Raw genomic sequence first — 24,268 nt, 5'->3', positions numbered from 1 at the left:
GGGCGGGCCCCACCGGTCCGCCGGACCTCCGCCGCCGGGCACCCCCCTCCCCGCTCGTCCACTGCCAGGAGTGCACCACCGTGTCGATCATGCTGCCGCCGGGCCTGGCGAAGTTCTTCAGCATCGTGACCGGCATGAAGTGGCCGGAGGCGAACGAGGACCACCTGCGGACGGCGGGCGACGACTACCTGGCCATCCACGAGAAGGTCCCCGAGCTCCGCGGCTACCTGGTCGAGCTCGTCAAGCTCTGCGGCGAGAGCTTCGAGGGCCAGGCGGCCGACGCCTTCATGGAGCAGATGCGCCAGTTGATCGGCGAGACCGGCGGCACGGACTACGTCTCGGCGGCGGGCGAGATGGCCAAGCAGCTCGGCGACTTCGCCCACAAGGTGGCCAACCAGGTCGAGTACGCCAAGTGGATGATCATCGCCCAGCTCATCCAGTTGGTGGCCCAGATCGCCTGGGCGATCGCCATGTCGCCGATCACCTTCGGCGGCTCGCTCGCGGGGATCTTCGTCGCCTACGAGACCGCGGGCGCGGTGATCAAGCAGGTCTTCATCTGGCTGTTCAAGCAGCTCCTGCTGCACGAGTTCCTCTCCATCACCACCGCCATGCTGATGGACGGGATCATCCAGGGCATCCAGATCGGCCAGGGCCACAAGGACAAGTGGGAGAAGGAATCCTTCATCCAGTCGATCGAGATGGGCGCGATCAACGGCCTGCTCACCGGTCCGCTGGAGCTGTTCACCTTCGGCCTCGGCAAGGCCTTCGGGCGGATCTTCGGGCGCGGCGTCAGCAAGGGGCTGCAGGCCGACCTCAAGGCGCTGGCCGGCTCCGAGTTCAAGGGCCTGCTGAAGAACCTCCCGACCGGCACGTTGAAGGAGGCCCTCAACCTCATGCGGAAGGAGGGCAGCCTCACGCTCAAGACCGCCATCGAGCAGGCCGAGAAGAACGTCGCCAAGGACCTCGCGAAGAAGACGGCCAAGGAAGCCGCGAAGAACACCGCCAAGGAGGTCGCGAAGAACACCGAGAAGAAGGTCCAGGACAACGCCCTCAAGGAGCTCGCGGACAAGGTCGGGGAGAAGTTCGGCAAGGAGGCCGGGGAGAAGGGGATCGAGAACGTCGCCGAGCACCTCAGCAAGGTCGAGAAGCTCACCCAGAAGATGGGGGAGACCTTCGAGCGGCAGCTCGTCGAGCTCGGCATCGACAAGGAACTCTCCAACGCCGCGGGCCGGTTGATCGCCTCGCGGCTCGCCACCCAGGGCGCCCGCTACGCCATCGACCTCGGAACCGTCAACAAGCTGGTGTCGACGCTCGTCGCGGCCAGCGGAAGGATGGAGTCGGGCACGCTCAGGGCCGAACTGCAGGGCATCACCAAGCAGATCGGCCACATGCAGAACGAGCTGAAGCAGCTCGGCGGCGGCGCGCTGGACAGCGGGATGAGGGACCTGAAGTTCCTCCAGGCGGAGCAGCAGCACCTCCGGGAGACCATCCAGGCCACCCAGGACCTCGCGGGGCGCGCGGTGAGCCTGATGGACGGCCTGCACCCGCAGACCGCCGGGCAGTTCCTGTACCGGTTCGGCGAGGGCGTCGGCAACTACCTCAAGGGCGGCGTCCAGAACATCGTCACCGAGGGCGCGTACAACCTGGCCTTCGGCGAGAACCACAAGTTCACCGTCAGCGTCGAGAGCTTCTACGGCGGCGTCGCCATGGGCGCGCTCGGCCACCTCGGGCACATCGCCGGCGGCCCGCTGCGACTGCGGATGGAGGACATCAACCTCCCCAACTACGCGCGCTTCCCGCTGGCCGTGGTGTCCACCCTGATGGGCCACCCGACCTCCCTGTGGGTCTCCCGCCCGGAGGGGGCGGGGGCGGTGGGCGGCGGCCCCGAGGGAATCGGCGGCAAGCTGCCCGGGACCGGCCCGCTGGACGCCTCGCGGCCGGAGAACCTGAGGACGGACTCCGACGGCTCCGCGGCCCCGGCCGGGGACAAGTCGGCGAAGCCCCCGGCGGGCAGTCCGAGGACGACCGGCGGGGACGGCTCGACGAGGACGTCGTCCGAGGTGCCCAAGTCCTCCTCGAACAACGAGAGGCCGGAGGCGCCGAAGCCGGCCAACACGACGGGGGGCCCGAAGGAGACGCCGGAGCAGGCACCGAGGCACGAAGCGGAGCAGAGGACCGCGGAACAGACGACCGCGGAGCAGAGGACGGCGGAGCAGACGTCGGAGGGGTCCGCCCCGCCCGTGACGCGGTCCAGGACGGAGTCGTCGGCCGAGGCGCCGATGACGGCGGAGCAGCCGGCCGCACCGCCCCGGCAGCACGACGACGGCGGGAACCAGGGCACTCGCGAGCGGCAGGAACTCGACCCGAAGCCGAAGGACTCGCACGACCCCAAGGACCCCAAGGACCCCAAGGACCCCAAGGGCCCGCAGGACCCCAAGGACCCGAACGAGCCCAAGGAGCCCAAGGGGTCCGACAGGTCCGACGGGTCCGACGGGCCGTCGAAGCCCCGGCCGGAGCCACAGCCCGACCTGCAGCCGAAGCCCGACGCACAGCCGAAGCCCGAGCCGGTCGTCCACGAGCGCCTGGACTACCTCCGCACGGGCGGCGCCGGCGACGTCCCGTGGGACCGCGGCAACTTCCTGCCCGAGGGCGAGGGGCGGCAGCCCGGGTGGGTCGCCGGCAAGCCGGGCGCCGACCTGCCGGACGTGCTGTCGCTGCTGCCCGTCCGGAACGACCGCTACACCGTCGCGATCCACACCGACGAGAGCGGCGTGCCCGTGTCGGCCACGGACCTGGCCGCCGTGATCGTGGGCCTGGACAGCCTCGGACACCTGTCGGGCGGTCGCCGCACGATCGAGTTCGTCTCCTGCAACCTCGACAGCGCGCACCCGAACTACATCAGGCAGGTGATGGCCGAGGTCTGGTCGCACCCGAAGCTCGCCGACCTGAAGGCCGTCGCGGCGAACGGGCCGGTCTGGGTGGCGCCCGGGTTCGACGGTACGACCATGAGGACGGCCTCCGGCACCGGCCACGTGATCGTCGCGGACAAGGTCGGCTTCGACTCGCTGGGCCGCCCGGCGGTCGTCGGCGGCGGCGAATGGCACACGTACTCCAAGTCGCCCGACGGCGACCGGCCGATCGTGACCACGACCGCGTCGACGAAGCCGACGGAGTACCAGCACCAGTCCGAGGGCGACCTGCGCCCCATGGACACCGCCGTGCGCTTCGGCACCGAACCGGACTCCTACCACTACACCGACGCCCCCGAGCACATCCGCGCCGAGGCGGACGGCGAGCGGGCGGAGCAGTGGCGCCGGACCCAGCGCGACCTCCAGGACCAGTACGAGGCCAAGCTCACCGATGCGGCCGAGGAGCTGCGGGCCGACCCGGACGGCAGCGGCCACCGGCGCGAGGACGAGGCCGAGCGGCTGCTGAACGAGGCCCTCGACGCCCCCGGCCGGTTCCCGGAGGATGCGCCGGCGAACCTGCGCGGAGCGGTCCACGAGCGCGCCCGGGCGATGATGTACGAGGAGCTGGCCGCCCGGCCGGGGGAGCGCGAGCGGATCCTCGGCGACCTCGACGGCCTGGTGCGGGTCGCCTCCGTCCGTGAGGCGGCCGTCCGGGTGGCGGTGCAGCACTTCGACCGGGCGGCGGCCGCCTGGAACGCCCCGCGGATCACCGACGGCGACACCGGCGTCGCCCACACCCCCGACCGCACCCCCGCCCCCGTCGTGGACCTCGTCCGGCAGGACTTCAAGGCGCGGGCGGAGGCGGAGGTCGCCCGGATCTACGCCGACGCGGACAGCCTCACCACCGAGGCCAACACCCGGGCAGGGAACGCCCTCCAGCGGCTCACCGAGCACGCGCGCGACGAACTCGCCCTGCACACCGACCGGGCGAACGCCCTGGCCCTCGCCAAGGACCGGGTCGAGCGGGCCGCCCACGACTGGTACGAGCGGCTCTCCCCGGCCGACCGGGAACTGCTCGACGCCGCCGGGGTGACGGAACGCCCCGACCTGTCGTCGAGCAGCATGCAGGCGGTCCGGGACCGGCTGCGCGACCGCCTCGCCGCCGACTTCGAGAAGGCGGCCGGCCCGCTCGACGCGGCGACCGGCAAGCGCCGGGACCGCGACGAGGCCGTGGAGCTGTTCACCCGGTCCCTGGCCGGGCACGACCGGGCGCTGCCGCACGAGTTCGCCGTCCAGGCGGTCCGCGAGGCGGCGATCCGCCGGGCCGTCGCGGAGACGGAGAAGGCGGCCGAATCCTGGGCCGAGGACGCCGCGCGCAAGGAGTTCGCCGAGAAGTTCGGCGCCGGCGAGTCCGACGTGCTGCGGGCCAGGGACACGGTGCTCCGCGAACTCGCGGCGGAAGCGGACCGGGCCGCCGCCGAACGCGTCGGCGAGCCGGCCGCGCTCCGCGGCGCCCTCGACCGGCTCACCGACCCCGCCGCCCTGCACGACCGGCTCACCCACCAGGCCGCCCGCCTCGCCGTCCGCCGGCAGGCCACCGCGGAGGCCCAGGCCGTCGCCCGCGAGCACGGCCTGTCCACGCACGCCGCCGAGCGCCTGGCGGAGGGCCACGGCGACCGGATCGCCCGCGCCTTCGACGAGTCCTTCCGCTCCCACGAGGACCTCGCCGGCCGCCAGGAGCACTGGGAGGAGAGCCGTCGCGAGCTCACCGGGGAACTGGCCGAGCACGCCGCCTTCGAGAAGGAGGCCGCCCCCGCCCTGCGCGAGGCCGCCAAGGGCTTCGACGGGCTCGCGGCGCGCCACGACCTCAACGAGGCCCTGACCGACCACCTCAAGCGCGAGTACGGCGACGACTTCATCGCCCACTACCGCGAACTGTGGACGCTCGCCCACTTCGACGCGGCCGGCTGGAAGGCCCACCAGCGCGCACACGAGGACGCCTTCGGCCGCCGGACGGAGGCACAGCCCGAGGAGGGCGGCGACCGTTCCCCGGACGGGGGAGCCGCAGGGGCCCTGATCCGGACCACGGGCGGCGACCACGGCGGCGCCGACGACCGAGGGGCCGACGACCGAGGGGCCGACGGCGGAGGTGCCGTCCGGGCCCGGGACACCGCCGACCTGCCCGGCGAGCACGACCTGCCGGTGCCCACGGCCCCGGAGCCCGGCGCCCCGGGCGCCCTCCACGAGCGACCGCCGGCCACGACCGAGGTCCGCCCCGGCGTGCACTGGCTGGCCGACCGCGGCTCCGACCCGCGCGCCACCGACGAGGCGCTCGCCCACTTCCCCTCCGACCCGTCCCACTTCACCCTGGTCTTCCACGGCAAGGGACCGGACGGCGCGCCGCATGTCGACGGAAAGCCCGTACCGCCCCGCGAGTTGGCCCGGACCGCGCTCGACCTGTACGACCGGGGCGTGTGGGACGGCCGGCCGCTGCGCCTGGCCGGCTGCGACGTCGGCCGCGGCGGCGCGGACTCGTACGCGGGCCGTTTCGTCGCCGCGCTGCGCGAGCAGCGACCGGCGCTGAAGGTCGAGGTGGACGCCCCGGGCGGCACCCTGTGGCTGGTGCCCGACCGCGTCGCGGGCGACGGTTCGCGCCGGCTGGTCGTCACCCGCGACGTCGGCTTCGACAGCGCCGGGCTCCCGCGCGTCGAGCCGGGCGGCCACTGGGTCCGGCTCACCGCCCCGGCCGAGCACACCCCGGCGGAGCACGCCCCGGACGAGCACGCCCAGGTGGTGGCCACCGAGCTGCCGGCCCACCAGGACGGCGGGTCCGCACCGCTGACCGCCACGCACGAGCACCGGATCGTCGCGCCGGACCCGCAGGCACACGAGTTCGGCGCGGGCCGCAAGCACCTGTACAACGCACCGGAGTACGAGACCGTCGCGCAGAACTTCGAGAGGTCCGTCGGCCTGCTCGCCTACCGGGACGAACGGGCGCTGCAAGCGGCCCGGGGGAGCGCGTACCGGCTGTACGAGGCGCTGAAGTCGGCGCACGGCGACCCGACCGGCGAGCAGGTCTACCGGGTCTTCCTGAGCAAGGACCTGACCTCGGCCGGGCAGGTCGGCGAGCACCTCACCCGGGACGAGTTCCACGAGCTGCTGGCGACGGGCAACCTCCGCGAGCTGATGACGGCCTTCTTCAACGCCGCCTACGCCCACGACGCCACGCAGCCACCCGGCTCGTACGGTCTCAAGCAGCTGCTGACCGGCCTGGCCGAGCACGGGAATCCGGCCGCCCGGCTGCGTGAGCTGGGACTGGACAGTACCCGGGTGCCGCAGCAGCTGGACTACCTCAACAGCTCCACCCGGAAGGTCTCGCACGCGCTGACCGGCGGGGCCGGCTACTTCGACAAGGACTACTTCGCCACCGGTGCGGTCGCGCACCGGGCCCCGCTGGCACTGCAGCGGGAGTTCCGGGCCAGCTCCGATGCCCGCACGCCGCGGACCGAGACGAATCCGCTCGAGCTGGACCGCAAGCTCATCGAGCTCCGGATGCCGCTGAGCCCCCGGGAGAAGACGTTCCAGGGCGCCGACCCCTCCCAGGCCCTCCAGTGGGAGCCCGGCAACTTCAAGCACGACGTCAACACGGCCTCCAAGTGGTACGGCGAGGCCCGGAACACCAAGGGAATGCAGCTCAGCACCGGCGTCTCGGCGACGACGGCGAAGATGCTCGGCGCGTTCCGCGCGCTCAAGGTCCCGGACGTTGCGGCAGAGGACATGCTGCTCGCGCTGGTCGGCTGGATGCTGCCGCTGGGCGACCACTCGCTCTACGAGATCCTCAAGGGCGCCGAACTCGCCGGGGAGCTCCCGCCGGTACCGTCGCACCTGTTGACCGAGGCCGCCGCGATGTACCGGCACGTTCCGGGCCTGCCCGAGGGCACTCTGCGCCGGGAGCTCGGGATGCTCCCGCACGAGTCGGTGTACCACGCCCTGGCGAGCCGCTCCCGCCGCAACGGCGGTTTCGAGGAGGAGGGCCTGGAATCCGTGCGCCGGGTGTGGCAGCGGATGGTCGAGCCGGGGAAGGTGCCGTACCCGTTCGAGCGGGAGTGGCTGGCCGACAACGGGCTGACGCGGGAGCAACTCGGCGCGCGGCTGAGCGTGGCCCACGTCGAGGCGCTCAACATCTACACCGGGAAGGCGTACCCGCTGATCAACGCGCTGTTGAAGTACGACGGACCGTTGCTGCACACCGCGCTGGCCAAGCAGATCGACGCCCTGCTGGCCGGGAAGGTCGAGGCGGTGCCGTCGATGCTCCTGGAGCACCCGGTGCTCGGCGGGCTCATCGCCACTCCCGGGCCGAAGCACCGGACGCCCGAGCACACCGCGGAACTCTCCCGGATGGCCAGGGAACTGTTGCCCGAGATCGAGAAGGAGCTGCGGATCCACGCCGAGATGATCATCGAGGCGTTGGACCGGCTGCCGGCGGTGACCGGGGTCGTGTACCGGGGAGAGTGGGGGCTGGGCCGCCTGGACGGTCCGGAGAGCGTGTTCACGGCGGCCAGGCCCGGCAACAAGCAGAGCAGCGCGGGGCTGCTCAGCACCAGCCGGCTGGAGGAGACGGCCCAGGAATTCCTGGCGCCCGACGAGAAGCTCGCCCAGTACGGACTGGCCCACCGGGTCCTGGCCCGGATCCGCCTGGCGGGCGACAGCGGTGTCGACATCACGCCCTTCTCCCGCTACCGGGACGGGGAGCGGGAGATCCTGATGAAGCCCGGTGCGGTCCTCACGGTCACGGGCAGCGGCACCGGCAGCGCGAGCACCGGACCGTACGAGCGGATCGACTACATGGAGAACGGATCCGCGCGGCCGTTCGAGTGGCAGAACGACTCGCCGCAGTGGCCCCAGCGGCTCCACGAGAAGCTCAGGTCCCAGCTGGCCGGCCTGGCGAACACGTCCGAGGCGCGGTTCCACCGGGACCTCTGGCAGCTGGCCAAGGCCGCGGGTGCCCACGTCGGGCTGCCGGACGCGCGCCGGGCCCAGGCGGACGCTCCGGACGACGTCCTGGTCCGCCGGGCGACCGAGCACCTGTGGGACGCCGCGCGGATCACCGCCACCCTGCACGACGCCGTCGGGCACACCCTCGCCGAGCTCACGGGTGCGTCCCTGGTCGCCACCCTGGCCCGCACCGAACTCGGTCTGTCCCCGGACCACCGGATCACCCAGGACGACCTGCAGCGGTTCACCGGACAGGTGACCGGCAGGACCGGAACGGGCGACCACGACCTGCGCCGGATCCTGGCGGTCGCACAGGACGTGGAGTACACCGACCACGCCTCGGCCGTGGCCGCCCTGCGGACGGCCTGGGAGGCCGTCGGGCGGGCCGACGCGGAGCCGGCGGTCCCGGGCGAAGCGGGCCTGTACCTGCTGGGGGACCGGCCCGCGGAGCACGACGCCCTGGTGCCGCTCCTGACCACGCTGCAGTTCCGGGGCGACTTCCTCACCGTGGTGCTGGACACCGTCGGCGGGCGCCCCGCTCTGCACGGCACCGCCCTCACCCCGGCCGAGGCCGCGCATGCCCTGTTCAAGCTGGTGGAGGACGGCAGCTGGGACGTCCGCCGGCCCCTGCGCCTGCTGGCCACCGACCTGGCGTCGGACGCCCACCGGTCGTACGCCGATCAGATGCTGAACCACCTGTGGCGGATGGACCGGAGGATCCTCGCGCTCGCGGCGGCGGGAAACGTCTGGATCACCGCCTCGCCGCTCGGCACCACGCACCTCCTCGTCGCCGAGAAGGTCGGCCTGTCCGTCGCCGGGGAGCGGGTGTACGCCGGTCCCGGAAACTGGGTCTGGCTGGAGCACGGGAGCCGGCCGGAGAAGCTCGGGCCGTACTTCGCCGACGAGAAGACCGAGTTCAGGGTGAGCAACGGCGAAGGGCTGCCGCTCGTGGGCCCGGCACCGCACACCGTCGGGCTCGGCACCGAGGTCACCTCCTGGGAGACGCACCTCGATCCGGACCCGGCCGACGACCAACCGGTGCACGGGCCGGGGCAGGAGTCCGAGGGAAGGATCATCGAGCTGGACGACCTGCTGGAGGACGGCGGGAACACCGCGCACGGATCGCCGGAGGTGGACGGGAACGCCGCGGCGGGGCAGCAGACGGGACCGGGCGCTCAGGTGCCGCCGACCTTGCCGCCGGTGTCCGGTCCGGTCGTGCACCGACTGCCGGGCGACGACTGGGTCCAGCAGGGCCGGCCGCTCACGGATACCTCGGGCGGGTTCCACGGCTGGGTGCTGGACGGCACGGTGCTGCCGGAGTTCGGGTACGTCGAGAGCTCGTCCAGGACGTTCGAGATCGTGGGCCGCGCCGATGCGGACGGTTTCCCGACGGTCGACGGGCACCAGGTCACCTCCTGGGAGATGGCCCGCCTGATCGCGGATCTCAAGAAGCACGGGTACTGGAGCGGGACGGGGGACATCGAGCTCGCCGTCCCCCGCCTCGGTGCGACGCAGGCCGGCGTGTACCTGGCCACACTCCACGTGTACCTCTCCATGAGGGACGTGCACGTCACCATTCGGGCACCCAAGGAGGACCTCTGGTTCGTGCCGTTCCCCGGTCGGCACATCGGCGATCCCTTGCCTCCCGGGGGCGGCCGGACCTTCGTCGCTTCGACCTCGACCGGCTACGACTCCCACGGCTTCCCGGTGGTCGCCACGGGTGGTACGTGGATGATGGTCAAGTCCGATGCGGGACAGAGCGGCAGCAGCGTGCAGATGGTGCCCGTGGTCATCGAGATGCCGGCCGGTTACTCGGGGGTTCCCGCCGACCAGGTCGCCACGGAACTCTCCTCGGACCTGCGGCTCACCGGACCGGCCCCCATTCCGCCGCCGCCCGGCACGGTGACGCGGCCGCCGTCGCCGACGGACACGGCGATGCAGCAGCCGCCGTCCCCGCCGTCGGCGACGCTGCCGCCGCCGGCGTCGACCGGGCCGTCCGGGCAGGAGGGGCAGGTCGTCGTGGGCCGGCCGCCGGTGGGCCTGGGCGGCGGGGAGATGCCGGTGCCGGGGCCGCTGCACGAGTGGGTGCAGGTGCTGGAGCACCTCTCGTCGGAGGACCGGCGCGAACTCGCGGCGGACGAGGCCTTCATGGCGGGTCTGCGGGACGAGCTGGGGCCGGAGGACTTCGCGCAGGCGGCGGCGAGGCTGCTCGTCGACGTCGACCCCCGGACGCATCAGCCGGTCGCGGCGCGCCGGACGGCCGAGGACCTGGTGGCGCGGATGCTGGCGAACAAGGAGGTCGCGGAGCGGCTGGTGGCGGCGGGCCTGCGGGTCGGGGTGGTGCCGCGTGACGTGCCGATGACGGAGGTCCCGGGCTTCGCGGCGTCCGGGCACGGCACGGGTGACGGGCGTGACTGGTCGGTGGTGCGGGGCTCCAGCGGGCACGGGACCGTGCTGATCACGGAGGAGAACCTGCTCGGTGCGCGGACGCCGGTGGGGCAGCATCCGGCGTACGCCGAGGGGTACTCCACGTCGGCGCACGAACTCGCGCACGCGATCCACGAGTTCGGTCTGACCGAGGCGCAGCGGGAGCTGGTCGGGCAGGCCTTCCGGGACCGGAGCGTCTCCGACGCGCTGGCGGAGCTGTTCGGCGCGGAGCCCGTGACGGCCTGGCCGGACGGCGGTCTGCGGGACGGGAACGGCGAGCGGGTCGGGAACTACTCGGCGCGCGACGAGCACGAGTTCTTCGCGCAGCTGGTGACGGCGTACTTCGGGCACAACCACGGCAGTGACCCGTCGACCGGGGCGCCGCGCAACAACGGTGCGCCGTGGGTGCGGGAGAACGTGCCCGAGCTGGTGCCGCTGCTGGAGCGCCTCTTCGGGACGGACCCGCGGGCGGACCACCCGGAGCCGGCCAACCAGGTCGGCCGGACCGAGGCCGAGGAGCAGCTGTTCACCGGGTTCCGGGAGTTCATGGACTCCGCGGTCCGCGAACGCAGGACCGTCGCCCGACTGGACGAGGAGGACCTGTTCGGCCGCTTCCGGGAGTTCATGGACTCCGCGACGCGGGAGAGCGCGACGGTCGTCCGGCCGAGCGAGGAGGAGCTGTTCACCGGGTTCCGGGAGTTCATGGAATCCGTGGCGCCGGTGGACGAGACGGTCGTCGAGCAGCACGACCAGGGGCAGCACGCTCCCGTGGAGGTCCTGCAGCCGGGTGACACCGTCACCGACCTGAACGGTGTCGTGCGCACCGTCGTCGGCCCGGAGCTGCCCGCCCGTCCGTCGCGGATCGACGAGCACGGCCTGGCGGCCTCGGACGTACTGATCGGGCTCGGCAGCACCCGCACCCAGCTCCTCGACCACTTCACCCGCCGGTTCGCCGCGGTGCTGCACGGTGAGGAGCCGGCGGCCAGGACGCTCGCCGAGAGCCTGTTCGGCGCGGAGACCCTGCAGGCGAAGCTCACGGCGCTGTCCCGGGGCGAGGTGTGGGACGTGCCGTTCTCGGCGGGCTCCTGGACCGGCACCGTCCGGGTCGGGGCCGACCTCGGGAACAGCACCTTCCTCAGGGCCGCCGACAACTTCGAGTTCGAGTACGGTTCGGAGCGGCAGACCTCGGTCGGCGTGACCGGGGACCGGCTGCTCCAGGGGAACGTGGGCGGCCAGGCGAAGTTCAAGTTCGGCAAGCCGGCCGACCTCACCGAGACCGTCGGCTACCGGTACGGCCGGCAGCACGGGACGACCGACGCCCAGGCGAGCCGGACGGTGGCCCGCGGCAAGACCTCGGAGACCGCCGCGCTGTTCGACACCGTCTTCCACCTGTCGGCGCGGTTCCTCGACCTCACCCACCGCGGCACCGACGTGTCCCCGGAAGCCGTCCCGCGACCGATCGGACCGGTGGACGTGCGGGCCCAGGTCGCCGTTCCGCTCCGGGAGACCGGTGCTCCGGGGCCGGTCGACCTTCCGCTCCTCCCGCCGCCCGGGGCGGGCCCGGGCGGGCGGCTGTCCGGCTCGCACATCGTGACGGACGTGTGGGCACTGCGGCACCGGCCGGAGCCGGTCGAAGGGCCCGAGGGCATCCAGCTCCCCGACCTGAACGCTTCCGGTGCCGGCGGCAAGGGCATCGCCGAGTTCGTCGCGGGCTTCGAGACCCAGGCGCGGGAGCACTTCGGCAGCGCCTGGCCCGCGTTGAAGGCCAAGCTGCTGGACGAGGTCGACCTGGGCGCGCTGCACCAGGACCTCAAGGCGCTGATGTCGGGCGAGACCCTGACCGTCGAGGTGGACGGCCTCGTCGGCCCCAAGGCCGTCATCACCCTGAAGAACGCCCGGATCCACACGATCGGGCAGACCGCGGAGCTGCCGGCCACCGAGTTCAACATCGCCACCGGAACGTCCCGCTCGCACGTCCAGCAGGACACCACGAGCACCGGCTGGCAGTTCCCGCTGCCGCTCAGCGCGACCGGGTCGGCCAAGAACGGCGGCGGAGGCGCCGGTGCCGGCGCCGGGACCGGCCGGGACCGGGTGGTGCTGAACGGTGGCGGCGACGAACTGTCGCTGGGCACCAAGGTGAAGACGGCGGCGGTGGTGTTCGAGGGCGAGGCGCGGATCCAGGTCGAGTTCGGCCCCTTCGGCACCCGGCGGCCCGGCCCGGCCCGTTCCGTCGACGCCGGGCTCGGCTTCCGGGTGGTCGTCGACCGGGCGGAGACCTCCCCGCCGACTCCGGGCCAGGAGAACCCGGCCCCGCACCCGGACCACGCGCCGCTGCCCCCCGGCACCCTGGTCCCGCACCCGCCGACCGGGATCTGGCACGGCTCGGCCGCCTACACCGGCCTGCCCGTGACCACGGTCGTCCGTGACGTGCACAGCGTCGCACCGCTGCACGCCCGGCTGGACGAGATCGGCCTTGCCCAACTGGGGGCGAAGACGTGGCGCGGGGTCAGGGAGGACGTCCTGCGGGCGTTCTCGCAGGCGGCCGTCGGCGCCCACCTGGTGGGCATGACCCACGAGGTCCCGCTGCGCGGCCCCGCCGTCACGCTCGGCCCGCTGAGCAAGCTCGGCATCGGCGTCACCGCGCACGTCACCTCGCTGACGTACCGGCGGGAGCAGGAGTCGGCGGACCTCAACCCCGTCCGGGAGAGCACCACCTTCGAGTCGAAGCGGCTGCTGAACTCCGACAGCAGGAACGTCTCGGCCCAGGCCTTCGGCAAGGGGCCGGTGCACACCCGCGAGAACGTGCTGGACGGGAACGGCAAGCCGTTCACGGACACCCTCCAGGGCACCGCCACGGTCCAGCACGAGGTGCGCGACCGGGACGGCTGGCGGGGCGGCGCCTCGGCCAAGAGCTACGCGAACGGCAAGTACCGCAGCGCCCAGGTGCTGTACGACGCGACGTTCGAGCTCCGGCTGACGCTGAACGGCAGGCCGCACGGCGAACCGGTCGCGCTGGACGCCGCGTTGAGCATGGAGCAGGCGCACACCGAGCCCCGGGAACGGCCCGACCGGGTCATCGCCAACCCCTTCGACGAAGCGGTGCCCCCGCCCGCCGACCCGCCTGCCCCGCAGCCGCAGCCCGCGGGGCAGGCCCCCGAGCACCTGAGCGTCCCCGACAAGCTCGGCCACTCCGACGTGGTGCTCAGCGTCGGCCGGCGCGGCCCGTCCGTCCTGGAGGAGGTCCACCGCGTCCTCGGGACGGCCGGCCCGGTCTCCGTCCACGCGTCGGCCCGGCTCGCCGCCCGGCTGGACACGGCCGGCCTGACCGCCTCGCTGTCCCGGCTCAGCCGGGGCGGCAGCCTCAAGGTGGCGGTGGACACCGGCAACTGGAAGGGGACGGTGGAGGTCACCGTCGCCCCGCTGGCCCTGCGGCACCGGCGGACGGTGGACGGCTTCGAGTTCGAGCTCGGGAGCCAGCAGCGCACCGTCGTCGGCTACAGCTGGGACCGGCTCAGCCGCTGGCGGGGCGGGGTCTCCCTCAAGGGCACCGTCCCGCACGTGAGCGTCACCGGCGAGTACGCCCACACCCGGGACAGCGCGCGCGGCCTCACCATCGAGCGCACCGGCGGCACCGGAAGCCGCGGCAAGAGCGTGGAGACCGCCGAACTGTTCGACGGGGACGCCGTGTTCACGGTCCGGTTCGTGCCGGGAATGCTCCAGCGGTCGCTGGCCGAGGCGACCGCGGAGGCGCCCGTCCTGGTGGCCGCCCCGCACCGCGAGGTGGTCCGGCCCCCGGCCGACGACAACCCGGCGGTCCTGCAGCTCCCGGACAAGCGGCTCGGCTCCTCGGACATCGTCACCCGGGTCCACCTGGAGGCCGGGGACGGAACGGTGCGCACCGGGCCGCGGGCGGTGGCCGACGTGGTCGCCGAGCTGGCGCCGAAGGGCCGGGCGGTGCTCGGCCGGGACTGGGAGGGGATGCGGACCCGGCTCCTCGACGCCCTCGACTTCGACAGGCTGCACCCGCTGCTGAAGCCCATGACGTCGGGCCACGAGATCGTCCTGACGCACGGCCGCAGCACGGTGCGGATCACCGCCTCGGTGGACCGGATGACCAAGTCCGGCGACGCGCCCCAGGTCGAGTTCAACATCGGTGCCAGCGCCCAGACCGCCTTCACCAGCTCCGAGGCCGGCACCAACTCCGGCAGCGGGCACGCCGACTCGCTCGGGCTCACCGTGCTCGGGACCGTGGGCACGGGCGTGTCCGCCGTGATCGGCGGCGGCGTCACCCACACCCGGCGCACGGACGCACTGGAGTACGGCCGGGACGTCCTGGTGACCGGAACGGCCGTCAAGACCAAGCTCGCCGCCGAGGCGCACCGGGCCACGATCCGGCTGTCGGTGGTGATGGAGCGGCGTCCCGCGGTTCCGCTGCCCCTGGACGCCCGGCCGGTGCCGACCGTCCCCGAACCCGGCGGTTCCGGGACGCGGGGGGTCGTCCGCAGCCTGGCCGAGGCCGGGAACGCGCTCGTCCCGCAGTGGCGGTTGCGCCGGACCGTCGCGGAGGCCGTCATCCACGCCGACGTGCTGACCGAGACGGACCGCGCCACCGCGGACCCCACCGGGCCCGGGCAGCGGCGCGGCCCCTCCCTCCCGCGCGATCTGCGGGTGCCGCCGGCGGAGGTCTTCACCTCGGGCCTGCGCCCGGGGGACGTGCTGCGCTGGGTCGGCGACACCGCGGGCCTGCGGAGCCTCCTGCGGACCGAGGGGCCGCGCTTCTTCGGCGGGGGCACCTGGAAGCGGCTGGAGCCCGTCGTCACCGCGGGCCTGAGCCACGCCCAGCTCTCCTCCCTGCTGGCCCCGGCGGTCGGCGCCCACCCGGGAGCCGGCGCCGCGATCGGCCCGCAGCGGGCGATCGGCACCCCCTCCTCCGGCCGGCGCTGGTTCGTCGACGACGCGGAGGTGACGGTCAAGGCCTCCCTCGTCCAGCTGGAGCACCACGGCGACAGCACCGGGGCCGCGCTGAGCCCGGCGAACGAGTCGGGCGGCGGCAACCGGAGCACGCAGCTGACCGGCCGGCAGTGGAACCTCCGCGGCCAGGTCGGCGCCCAGGCCGACCTCGGGGCCCTGGTCGAGGGCACCGGTTCGCTGCTGTTCGGAGGCGCCTACCGCGGGCGGACGGGCACCGTCACGGACGCCGGCGGCCGGTACGTGGCCAACGCCAAGGCGAACACCCCGATGGCCCGCTACACGGGCTACATCCAGCTCGAACTGACCTTCCACAAGGGCGGCGACCCCGCCGACCAGGGCTCCGGCGACAACCGGTCGCTGTCCGGGCTGCTGCCCGTCGAGCTGGAGATCCCGCACGCCGACACCAAGGCCGGCGTCTCGCCCGCGGACCACTGGACGCAGTTCACGCCCGAGCACCCGGACGGCCTGACCGTGCCGCGGCGCCAGGTCGGAATCCAGGTGGCACGCGCCCTGACCCCGCACCACGAGGGCGGCGTCCGCGTCCTGCGGGACCCGCTCGCCGACCACGCCACGCACGAGAACCTGGAGCGGAGCGTACGGTCGATCGAGGAGGACCCGCGCTACTTCACCATCGCCTACCACGCCGTCACGGAGAACGGAGCGCCGGGCTGGAACGGCTGGCCCCTGCACCCGGACGACCTGGCCCAGTCGCTGGCGGAGCTCCACGCCACCGGCGAGTGGGACGGCCGCCCGCTGCGGTTCGTCGCCTGCGACGCCCAGGAGTATGTCACCCAGGTGCTGCGGTCCCTGCGCGAGCGGCTTCCCGGCGTGGAGCTGCAGGCGTACGTAGGGAACGGCAAGCTCTGGGTGGTCCAGGACCAGGGCCGCACCCACCTGGTGGTCGGCTCGCGGGTCGGCTGGGACGCCTCGGGCCGGCCCCGGCTGGAGGCGGGCGGGCAGTGGCTCCACCTGAGGCTGCCCGTGGAGGGCGCCGGGGCGCACACCCCGACCGTCGACAACGGGGCGGGCGTCCACGCCCCGCCGCCGGAGCACGCCCCGCCGCCGGCCCACGGGCCGGTCGTGGAGGTCGTCGAGGTCCACGGCCCGCAGCTGCACGACCCGCAGCCGCTCGCCGAGGCCACGGCGCAGCACCCGGTCGTCGACCAGCGGGACCTCCAGCCCCTCGGCGTCCCCAAGCAGGCGCTCCACGCGACCCCGGAACACCGGCGGCGCGCCGAGGAGTTCGAGGCGCGGCTGGGTGCCTACGCCTTCGCGCACCCCCAGGCGCAGGCCGCGGCCCGCAACGCCGTCCAGCGGCTCTACGACGCCCTGCGGGCCGCCCACCCCGAGACCCCGGAGGGGGAGCTCTACCAGGTCTTCCTCAACACCGACAGGAAGCCGGAGGAGGGTTCCGCCGGGCAGGTCGGCGAACAGCTCGGCCTGGCGGAGTTCCGCACCATGATGCGGACCGGCAACACCCGGGAACTGCTGACCGCGTTCTACAACGCGGCCTACGTCAAGGACTCCCCGTTCGGCCTCAAGCAGGTGCTCCAGCGGATGCTGGAGTCCCCCGACCCCACGGCGACGGCCGAGGCGATGGGGCTGGACCTGCGCGAGCTGGCGGCCCAGCAGGACTTCCTCCGGAGCGGGACCCGCTCCGTGCTGGAGATCCTGCCCGGCCTCAACACCATGTTCGCCAAGGACCACTTCGGCACCGGCACCGTCATCAAGCAGGGCGCGGAACCGCTCAAGGCCGGTGCCGAGTACCTGGCCAGCCTGAAGGCCCGCCAGGCCCGTGAGCCGGTGCCGCCGAACGACCTGACGGCGCAGGGCCTCCAGGACCGCGGCATGCCGCTGAGCCCCCGGGAACTGGCGTACCAGCAGGGCGTCGGCGACGGGGAGGCGCTGACGTGGAAGCCCGGCCGGGCGCACTACATGCTCAACGAGAAGTCCGCCTGGTACGGCGAGGCCCACCGCGACAAGGGCATGCCGCTCAGCACCGGCATCTCGGCCACCACGGCGAAGATGCTGAACGCCTTCCGACTGCTCAAGGTCGTGGACAGCGCACCGCAGGACATGCTGCTGGCCCTCACCGGCTGGATGCTGCCGCTGGGCGACCACTCGCTGTACGAGATCCTCAAGGGCGCGCAGCTGCTGGACGAACTGCCCCCGCTCCCGCCGAACGCGCTGGACGACGTCTCGACGCTGTACCAGCACATCCCGGGCATCCCGCAGCAGCAGGTGCGCGCGCTGCTGGGCGAGGACGGCATGCTGCCCCACGAGGCGGCCTACCACGACCTGCTCCACAAGCCGCGCGCCGACGGCGGCTGGCGGGACGACGTGGTGGAGAACGCGCAGCGCAACCGCGACGGGTTCACGCTGGCCGCGAACGACCCGACCCGGGCCTCGCGGGTCGTGGCCGAGTGGCTGGGCCGCAACCCGCTGAGCGCGCGGGAGGTGCTCGACCGGCTGACCCCCGCGCACTTCGACGCGCTGGCCGTCTACACCGGCCCCGCCTACGCGCTGATCAACGTGGCCCTGAGGTTCGGTCCGCTCACCCGGCAGCGGGCCCTGGAGGTCCAGATCACGGGGCTGCTGCGCACACCGGACCCGGCCCGTCTGCCGTCGATCCTCAAGCACGACCAGGTGCTCGCACCACTGCTCACCAAGCTGCCCCGCAACCGCACCGCCGACGACTGGAAGGCCCTGAAGAGCGCCGTGAAGGAGCGGCTCCCGCAGATCGAGCGGGAGCTGATCGCACACGCGGAACTGATCTCCGAGTCGCTCGCCAAGCTCCCCCCGTACTCCGGCGAGCTCTGGCGCGGAGACCGGGTCCTGGGCCTGCCGGGACCGGTCGGCAGGCGGCTGTCGCCCTCCTACGGGGGAGAGACCTTCCGCAACCCCGACTTCGTGAGCACCAGCATGGACCGTCAGACGGCGATGATGTTCATGCAGACCCGCACGGAACTCCCGCTCACCTACCGCGCCCTGCTGCACTTCTCGGTGCGCGGCGGCGGCAGCGCCTTCGACATCCAGCCGTTCTCGGACAAGCAGGGCGAGGCCGAGGTCCTGATCCGGCCCGGCAGCACCTTCGACCTCGGCGGGCGGCAACTCCTCCAGTCCCCGCTGCGGGAGCCGTACGTGCAGATCGAGGCCACCGAGCGGACCACGCCCTCGCCGTTCCCGAAGGCGAGCGACGCGGACCAGCGGCTGCACGAGGCCCTGGCCGGGCTCGCCAACGTCCCCGAGCTGCGCACCCACGACGACCTGTGGCCACTGGCCGAGTACATCGGAGCGGACCACGGGCGCCCGCTCGCCGACCGGGTCACCGACCTGGTCGCGGGGGAGGCGGCCCGCCGCGAGGCGAGCATGAACGCCTGGCGCACCGCCAAGCTCGCCCAGGAACTGCAGCAGGGCACCGAGCGGATCACCCTGGCGCACCTCACCAGGCTGCGCCGCACCGCCGACCTCGTCCGCGAGGCCCTGCACCTGCCGGCCGACCAGCAGGTGACCAGGGCGGACCTGGTCGACTACGTCCGGACGCTGAAGGGCGACGGCGGCGGCGAGGTCGACGCGGGTGACCTGAGGACCCTGGTCGACGTGGTCGACAAGCTCAAGCGCCCCGGCCGCGCGGTGGCCGTCACCGAGGTCGAGCAGCGCTGGCGCGACCCCGGGTACGAACCCGCCCCCGAGCTGACCGTGCTGGAGTCCCAGGCGCTGTACTGGGTCGGCGACCGGCACGCCGACTGGCGGACGCTCACCGAGTCGGTCTTCCCGAACCTCCCGCACGCGAACGACTACCTCACCCTGGCCATGCACACCGCCGACGGCGTGCCCGTGATGGGCCATGTCATGGTCGCCCCGGCGGACGTCGCGGGCGGGCTGCTCAAGCTCTACGAGGAGGACGGCTGGGACGGCGAGAAGCCGGTGCGCTTCGTCGCCTGCGACCTCAACGTCCGGCCGGACCGCGAGTACGTGCGCGAGGTCATGGAGCACGTGTGGGCCCGGCTGCCCAAGGCCGTGGCCTACGCCGCCGACGGCCAGGTCTGGTTCGTCCCGCCGGCTCCCGCGGCCGGCGCGGCGGGCGGCGCGGCGGGCGGCGGCCGGGGCCACCTGGTGGTCACCTCCGGCGTTGGGATGGACGCGCACGGCCGTCCGGTGATCGTCCGCGGCGGCAACTGGCAGCGCATCGCCCAGGACGGGACCGTGGACCTCGGTGCCTACCTGAACGACGACGGCAGGGCGGCGTACCCGGAGGCCGACCGGGGCGACGTCCACGGCGGGATCGACGGAGCGGTGAAGTTCGGCGTCGACACGCCGCTCGACCCCGCCACGCCGCTCGACCAGCAGCTCCACCCCGGCGACGGCTCCCCGCCCGTCGTGCTCCCCGGTGCCCAGCCGCCGCCCACGGCAGCGGTCGTACGGCACACGGTCTTCGACGAGCCGCGGTACCGGCACCACGCGGAGGCCTTCGACCGGGAGCTCGGAGCGTGGACGGCGGGCGACCCCCGGGTGGTCGACCGGGCCCGTGCGGCGCTGCGCCGGATCGCCGAGGCCACCGGGGCGGAGGGCACCGCCCACCTCGTCACCGGCGGGAGCCTGCACGAGGTGATGCGGGAGTTCCACCGGCTGGCCCGCGACGAGCGGTTCCGGCTCGACGATTCCGCGGCCCTGCGGGCCGACGCCGTCCGGCAGGCGGACCTGCGGGAGCCGGGGATCAGGACGGTGGACGGCGCGGCCTCCCGGGTCGCGGCCGAGGCCATGCAGGCGTACCGGCTCCTCGGGCAGGGCGACCACGACCTGTTCGCCCGGGCGCTGTACGGCTGGCTGCTGACGGGCGGGGAGCACTCGCTGCACGAGGTGGTGGCGGGCATGCGGCTCGCCGGTGCCTTCCCCGGCCACCGGTACACCGACGGCGCCGAGCTGTACCGGAACGTGCCCGGCGTCCCGCCGGCGGAGCTGCGCCCGCCGGTGGAGGGCTGGGACGGGCCGGTCAGGCCGGCCTTCGAGCACCCGGCACCGGCGGAGCTGACGGCCGGACTGCCGCACGAGCGCACCTACCTGGAGTGGGCCCTCACCTCGAAGGAGGTGAACGACACGGTCCTGGAGGAGACGCGGCGGCGCTGGGAGTCGCTGACCGAGACCAACCCGGACGAGGGACTCGGGGCGCCCCCGTACCTGCAGTGGATGGCCCGCAACGGCGTCGCGAGGGCGACGGACGTGACCGACCTGCTGGGCCCCGCGCACTTCGTGGCGCTCTACACCTACACCGGCCCGGCCTACTCGCTGATCAACGTGCTGCTCAAGAACCCGGGTCCCGGCGCCGTCCCCGCGCTCCGCGGGAAGATCGCGGCGCTGATCGCCAAGCACTACCGGGACCCGGGCACCGCGCTGCCCGGCTCGATCACCGGGATCCCCGAGCTGCACGAGGGCATGCGGGCGAGGACCGAACCGTGGAGTCTCGCCGACTCCCTGACCGCCGAGCAACTGGCGGGCATCCAGCGGGAGATGCAGCTGCACAGCCACCTGCTGGCGGACGCGCTGCGGCTGCTGCCCGCGGCGAGGGGGACGCTGTTCCGCGGCGACGGCACCCTGGAGGACCCGATGCGGCCGACCGGCCGGCCCGCCGGGCCCGAGTACGGCGGCGACGTCATCCTGCACCGGACGTTCGCGAGCTTCAGCAGCAACGAGAGCACCTCGTTGGGCTTCATGAAGAAGTACGACGGCCAGGACGAGTACCGGGTCCTGCTGGAGCTGGAGGCGACCGGCCTCAACGGCCGCGACATCGCGCCGTTCTCCTCGCACATGGAGGAGGAAGAGGTCCTCTTCCTGCCCGGGGCCCGGATGCGGGTCACCGAGCGCACGCTGACGCGGACGGAGGACGGCGTCACGTACGTCCGCCTCAGGGCCCGCGAGTCGGCGTCCGACGAGACGGACAACACGGCCGCCGTGCCGCCGCCCCGGCGCGCCGGCGACGAGCCCGCCACGGACCTCACCGAGGAGACCGGGCCGGCCTCCGGCGGTGTGCGCCTGGCGGACGGACGGACCGTCCCCGACGAGCTGCTGCTCACCCACACCATCACCGACGCCACCGGCCGGGAGACCGGGCAGGCGCTCTTCGACGAGGCCGACTGGGCGAAGCGGTCGACGCTGTACCCCGGGCTGAGCGAGGTCACGAGCTTCGTGCCGCGCTCCACCGACGGCTTCGCGACCGGAGTGCCGCAGCAGGTGCCGTGGGATGGGAAGCACACCTACTTCTTCGCCGCGCACGGCCGTTCGGAGGGATTCGACCTCCCGCTGACCGACGGCACCAAGGCCCACGGGGTCACCGGCACCGAGGTCGGCGCCCTGCTCAAGCGCCGGCTCGCCGACCTCGCGCTGAAGGCGGCCGACGCGCACCGGAACGTGAACGCCGACGCGGACGGCGACACGGACGGCGGCCCGAGCCGCGGTCCGGCCTCGATCACGCTGCTCAGCTGTGAGTCCGCCGAGCACGCCCAGGCCGTCGCCCGGCAGACCGGACTGCCGGTCCACGCGCCGACCGGCCGTACCGGCGTCAGCGGCAGGCCGGGCGGCCCCGACGGTCCGTCGACCGCGAGCGTGTACGTCAAACCGGGCCCGGACGGGTCGACCGGGCTGTTCCGGACGTTCCACCCGGACCCGGCCGGCGCCGCCCCGGGCGGGACGCCCCCGTCGCACGCCCCGGCGGCCGGCCGGCTCGAACAGTCGCCGCCGGTACGACGCGCGCTGGACAACACGGGGAACGGCGAGGGCTCCTCGCGGTCCGGCCCCGAGGTCCGCCACGAGAACGGTGTGGAGATCCACCGCTACGCCACCGGGGAGGAGGTCCACTTCCTCCAGGACCGGGAGGTCCACTACCTGGCGGACCGCGAGGTCCACCACCTCACGGACGGAACGGAGATCCAGCGCTTCGCGGACCGGGAGATCCACTTCCTCCCGGACCGGGAGGTCCACTACCTGGCGGACCGCGAGGTCCACTACCTCGCCGACGGGACGCAGATCCACCGCCACCCGGACGGGACGGAGATCCACCGCTTCCCGGGCGGCGGGGAGACCCACTACCTCGCCGACGGCCGGGTGGACACCTACGACGGGGAGGGCCGGCTGGTCGAGCGGTACCGCGCGCCGGAGGACCACCACCACGGGCCCGACCTGCGCCCGCTGGACGTCGCCCTCGACGAGCGGAACGCCTACCTGGACACCGGGTTCGGCGCGCCCGAGGTCCCGCTGGTGCCGAGGGACGACGTCCCGCACGCCGCCGCGCAGGAGCCCCCGAACCCGGTCGCGACGAGCCGGTACGTCGACCTGGACGCGCTGCGGGAGGCCCAGTCCGTGCCCCTGATGTGGCGGTACGACTCCGGCCACCTGTACCGGTGGGAGCGGAGCCGCTCCGACATGGTCGACTACCCCGAGGTCTTCGAGGGCGGAATGCGGCCGAGGCAGGAGGACCGCTACCCCGACCTCCAGGACTACGTCGGGAGCAACGAGGCGTCGGCCCTGGTGAGCACGACGCGCTCCCGCACGGCCCAGCACGTCGACTGGGGGACCTGGCACCGCTACGTGATCGACGCGCCGGGAGGCATCGACGTCCGGGAGACCCTGAACCGTCCGGGCCTCTCGGAGGAGGAACAGGAGGTCGCGTTCCCCGGGGGCATCGACGGCCGGTACATCGTCGGCGTCGAACTGGTGCGCGGCACCGAACTGGACCACGAGAGCGGCCGGTACGCGGAAGCGGTTGAGTTCGTCCCGAACGAGGCCTACCGGCCGGACCACCGGACCCCGGAGCAGACCGCGGCGATGGGCTTGACGGAGCCCGCCGCGGAAGCGGACGGGAACCCGGGCGGGCACGTCGGCGACCACACGGCCGACGACATCGAAAGCGTCCTGAACGGCCTGGGCGGGCTGAGCATCGTGAACGGCGACGACTCCTCGGTGGGGTCCGACTCCGACAACAGCGCGGCGCCGCCCGGAGGCTGGCACCACCAGCTCCCGGAGCACGACCCGGAGGTCTGGGCCGACCCGTCCGGCTGGGCCCTGGCGGGCATCGACGGCACCCGGGCCGCCGACCTGTTCTGGCGCGACGGGGGCTGGACCATGAGCACGGCCGAGTTCGACGCGATGCCGCGGGCGTTCCGGGAGCGCCTCGCGCAACTGGAGCTCTTCGGGACCGACCAGCAGAGGCTCGGCCGCGACGCCTACTACGACCGGCAGGGGCTCGAACCCATGGCGGAGCTCGTCCGCGGGCTGAGCGACGAGGAACGCGGGGCACTGGAGTTCTACACGGCCCCGAGCGAGACCGGGGACGGCGAGGTCGCCGAGCAGTTCTCGTACTACGAGGTCAAGCAGATCCGGTGGCAGCTGACCATGGCGGGCCGGGACCACACCGCGCTGCCCCCGGGCCCGGTGCGGGAGGTCGTCGGGAACCTGGACAGTTCCATCGAGCAGAGCCCGGTGACGGGGGACCTCGTGGTGAGCAGGGGAGCGCCGTACGTCGGACCCGGGCTGCACCCGGGCACCCTGGAGGTCGGGCAGGTCGTCACCGAGCCCACCTACGTCTCGGTCTCGGCGGGCAGCCGGCTGCACGGGGCCTTCGGCCAACGGCTCATCCGGCTGTACCTGATGCTGCCCGACCGGACACCGGGGGCGTTCCTCCGGGAGGTCTCGCACAGCCCGGCCGAGAACGAGATCCTGCTCGGCGCCGGACTGCGCTGGCGGCCGGTCCGGATCATCCCCCCGGACCACCCCCTGCAGCAGGGCGCCCTGGACGGCGGGGAGGCGGACGTGCCCCCGGAGAGCCAGTGGATCGTCTACGGCAGGGTGGAGCCGCCGGACGACGACGCCGACGAGGACTTCGAGCCGATGGGGGACGAAACGGCGGAGCAGTTCGCCCCGAACCCCGACTACGGCCTGACCGACGACTGACAGCCACCAGACAGCGAGGACCG

1 protein-coding gene is annotated in these 24,268 nt (G+C 73.5%); it reads left to right on the top strand.

Features of this window, described 5'->3' with window-relative positions:
* The first annotated feature begins 89 nt into the window (after window positions 1-89).
* Entirely contained in the window at window positions 90-24,245 is a 24,156-nt protein-coding gene (locus ACFWJ4_RS18160; RefSeq protein ID WP_380545082.1) for an ADP-ribosyltransferase, read from the top strand.
* Window positions 24,246-24,268: the final 23 nt, after the last annotated feature.

The sequence above is a fragment of the Kitasatospora sp. NPDC127067 genome, assembly GCF_042724755.1.
Classification (GTDB): Bacteria; Actinomycetota; Actinomycetes; order Streptomycetales; family Streptomycetaceae; genus Kitasatospora; species Kitasatospora lactacystinica.
This window is presented reverse-complemented; position numbering and strand designations above follow the sequence as displayed.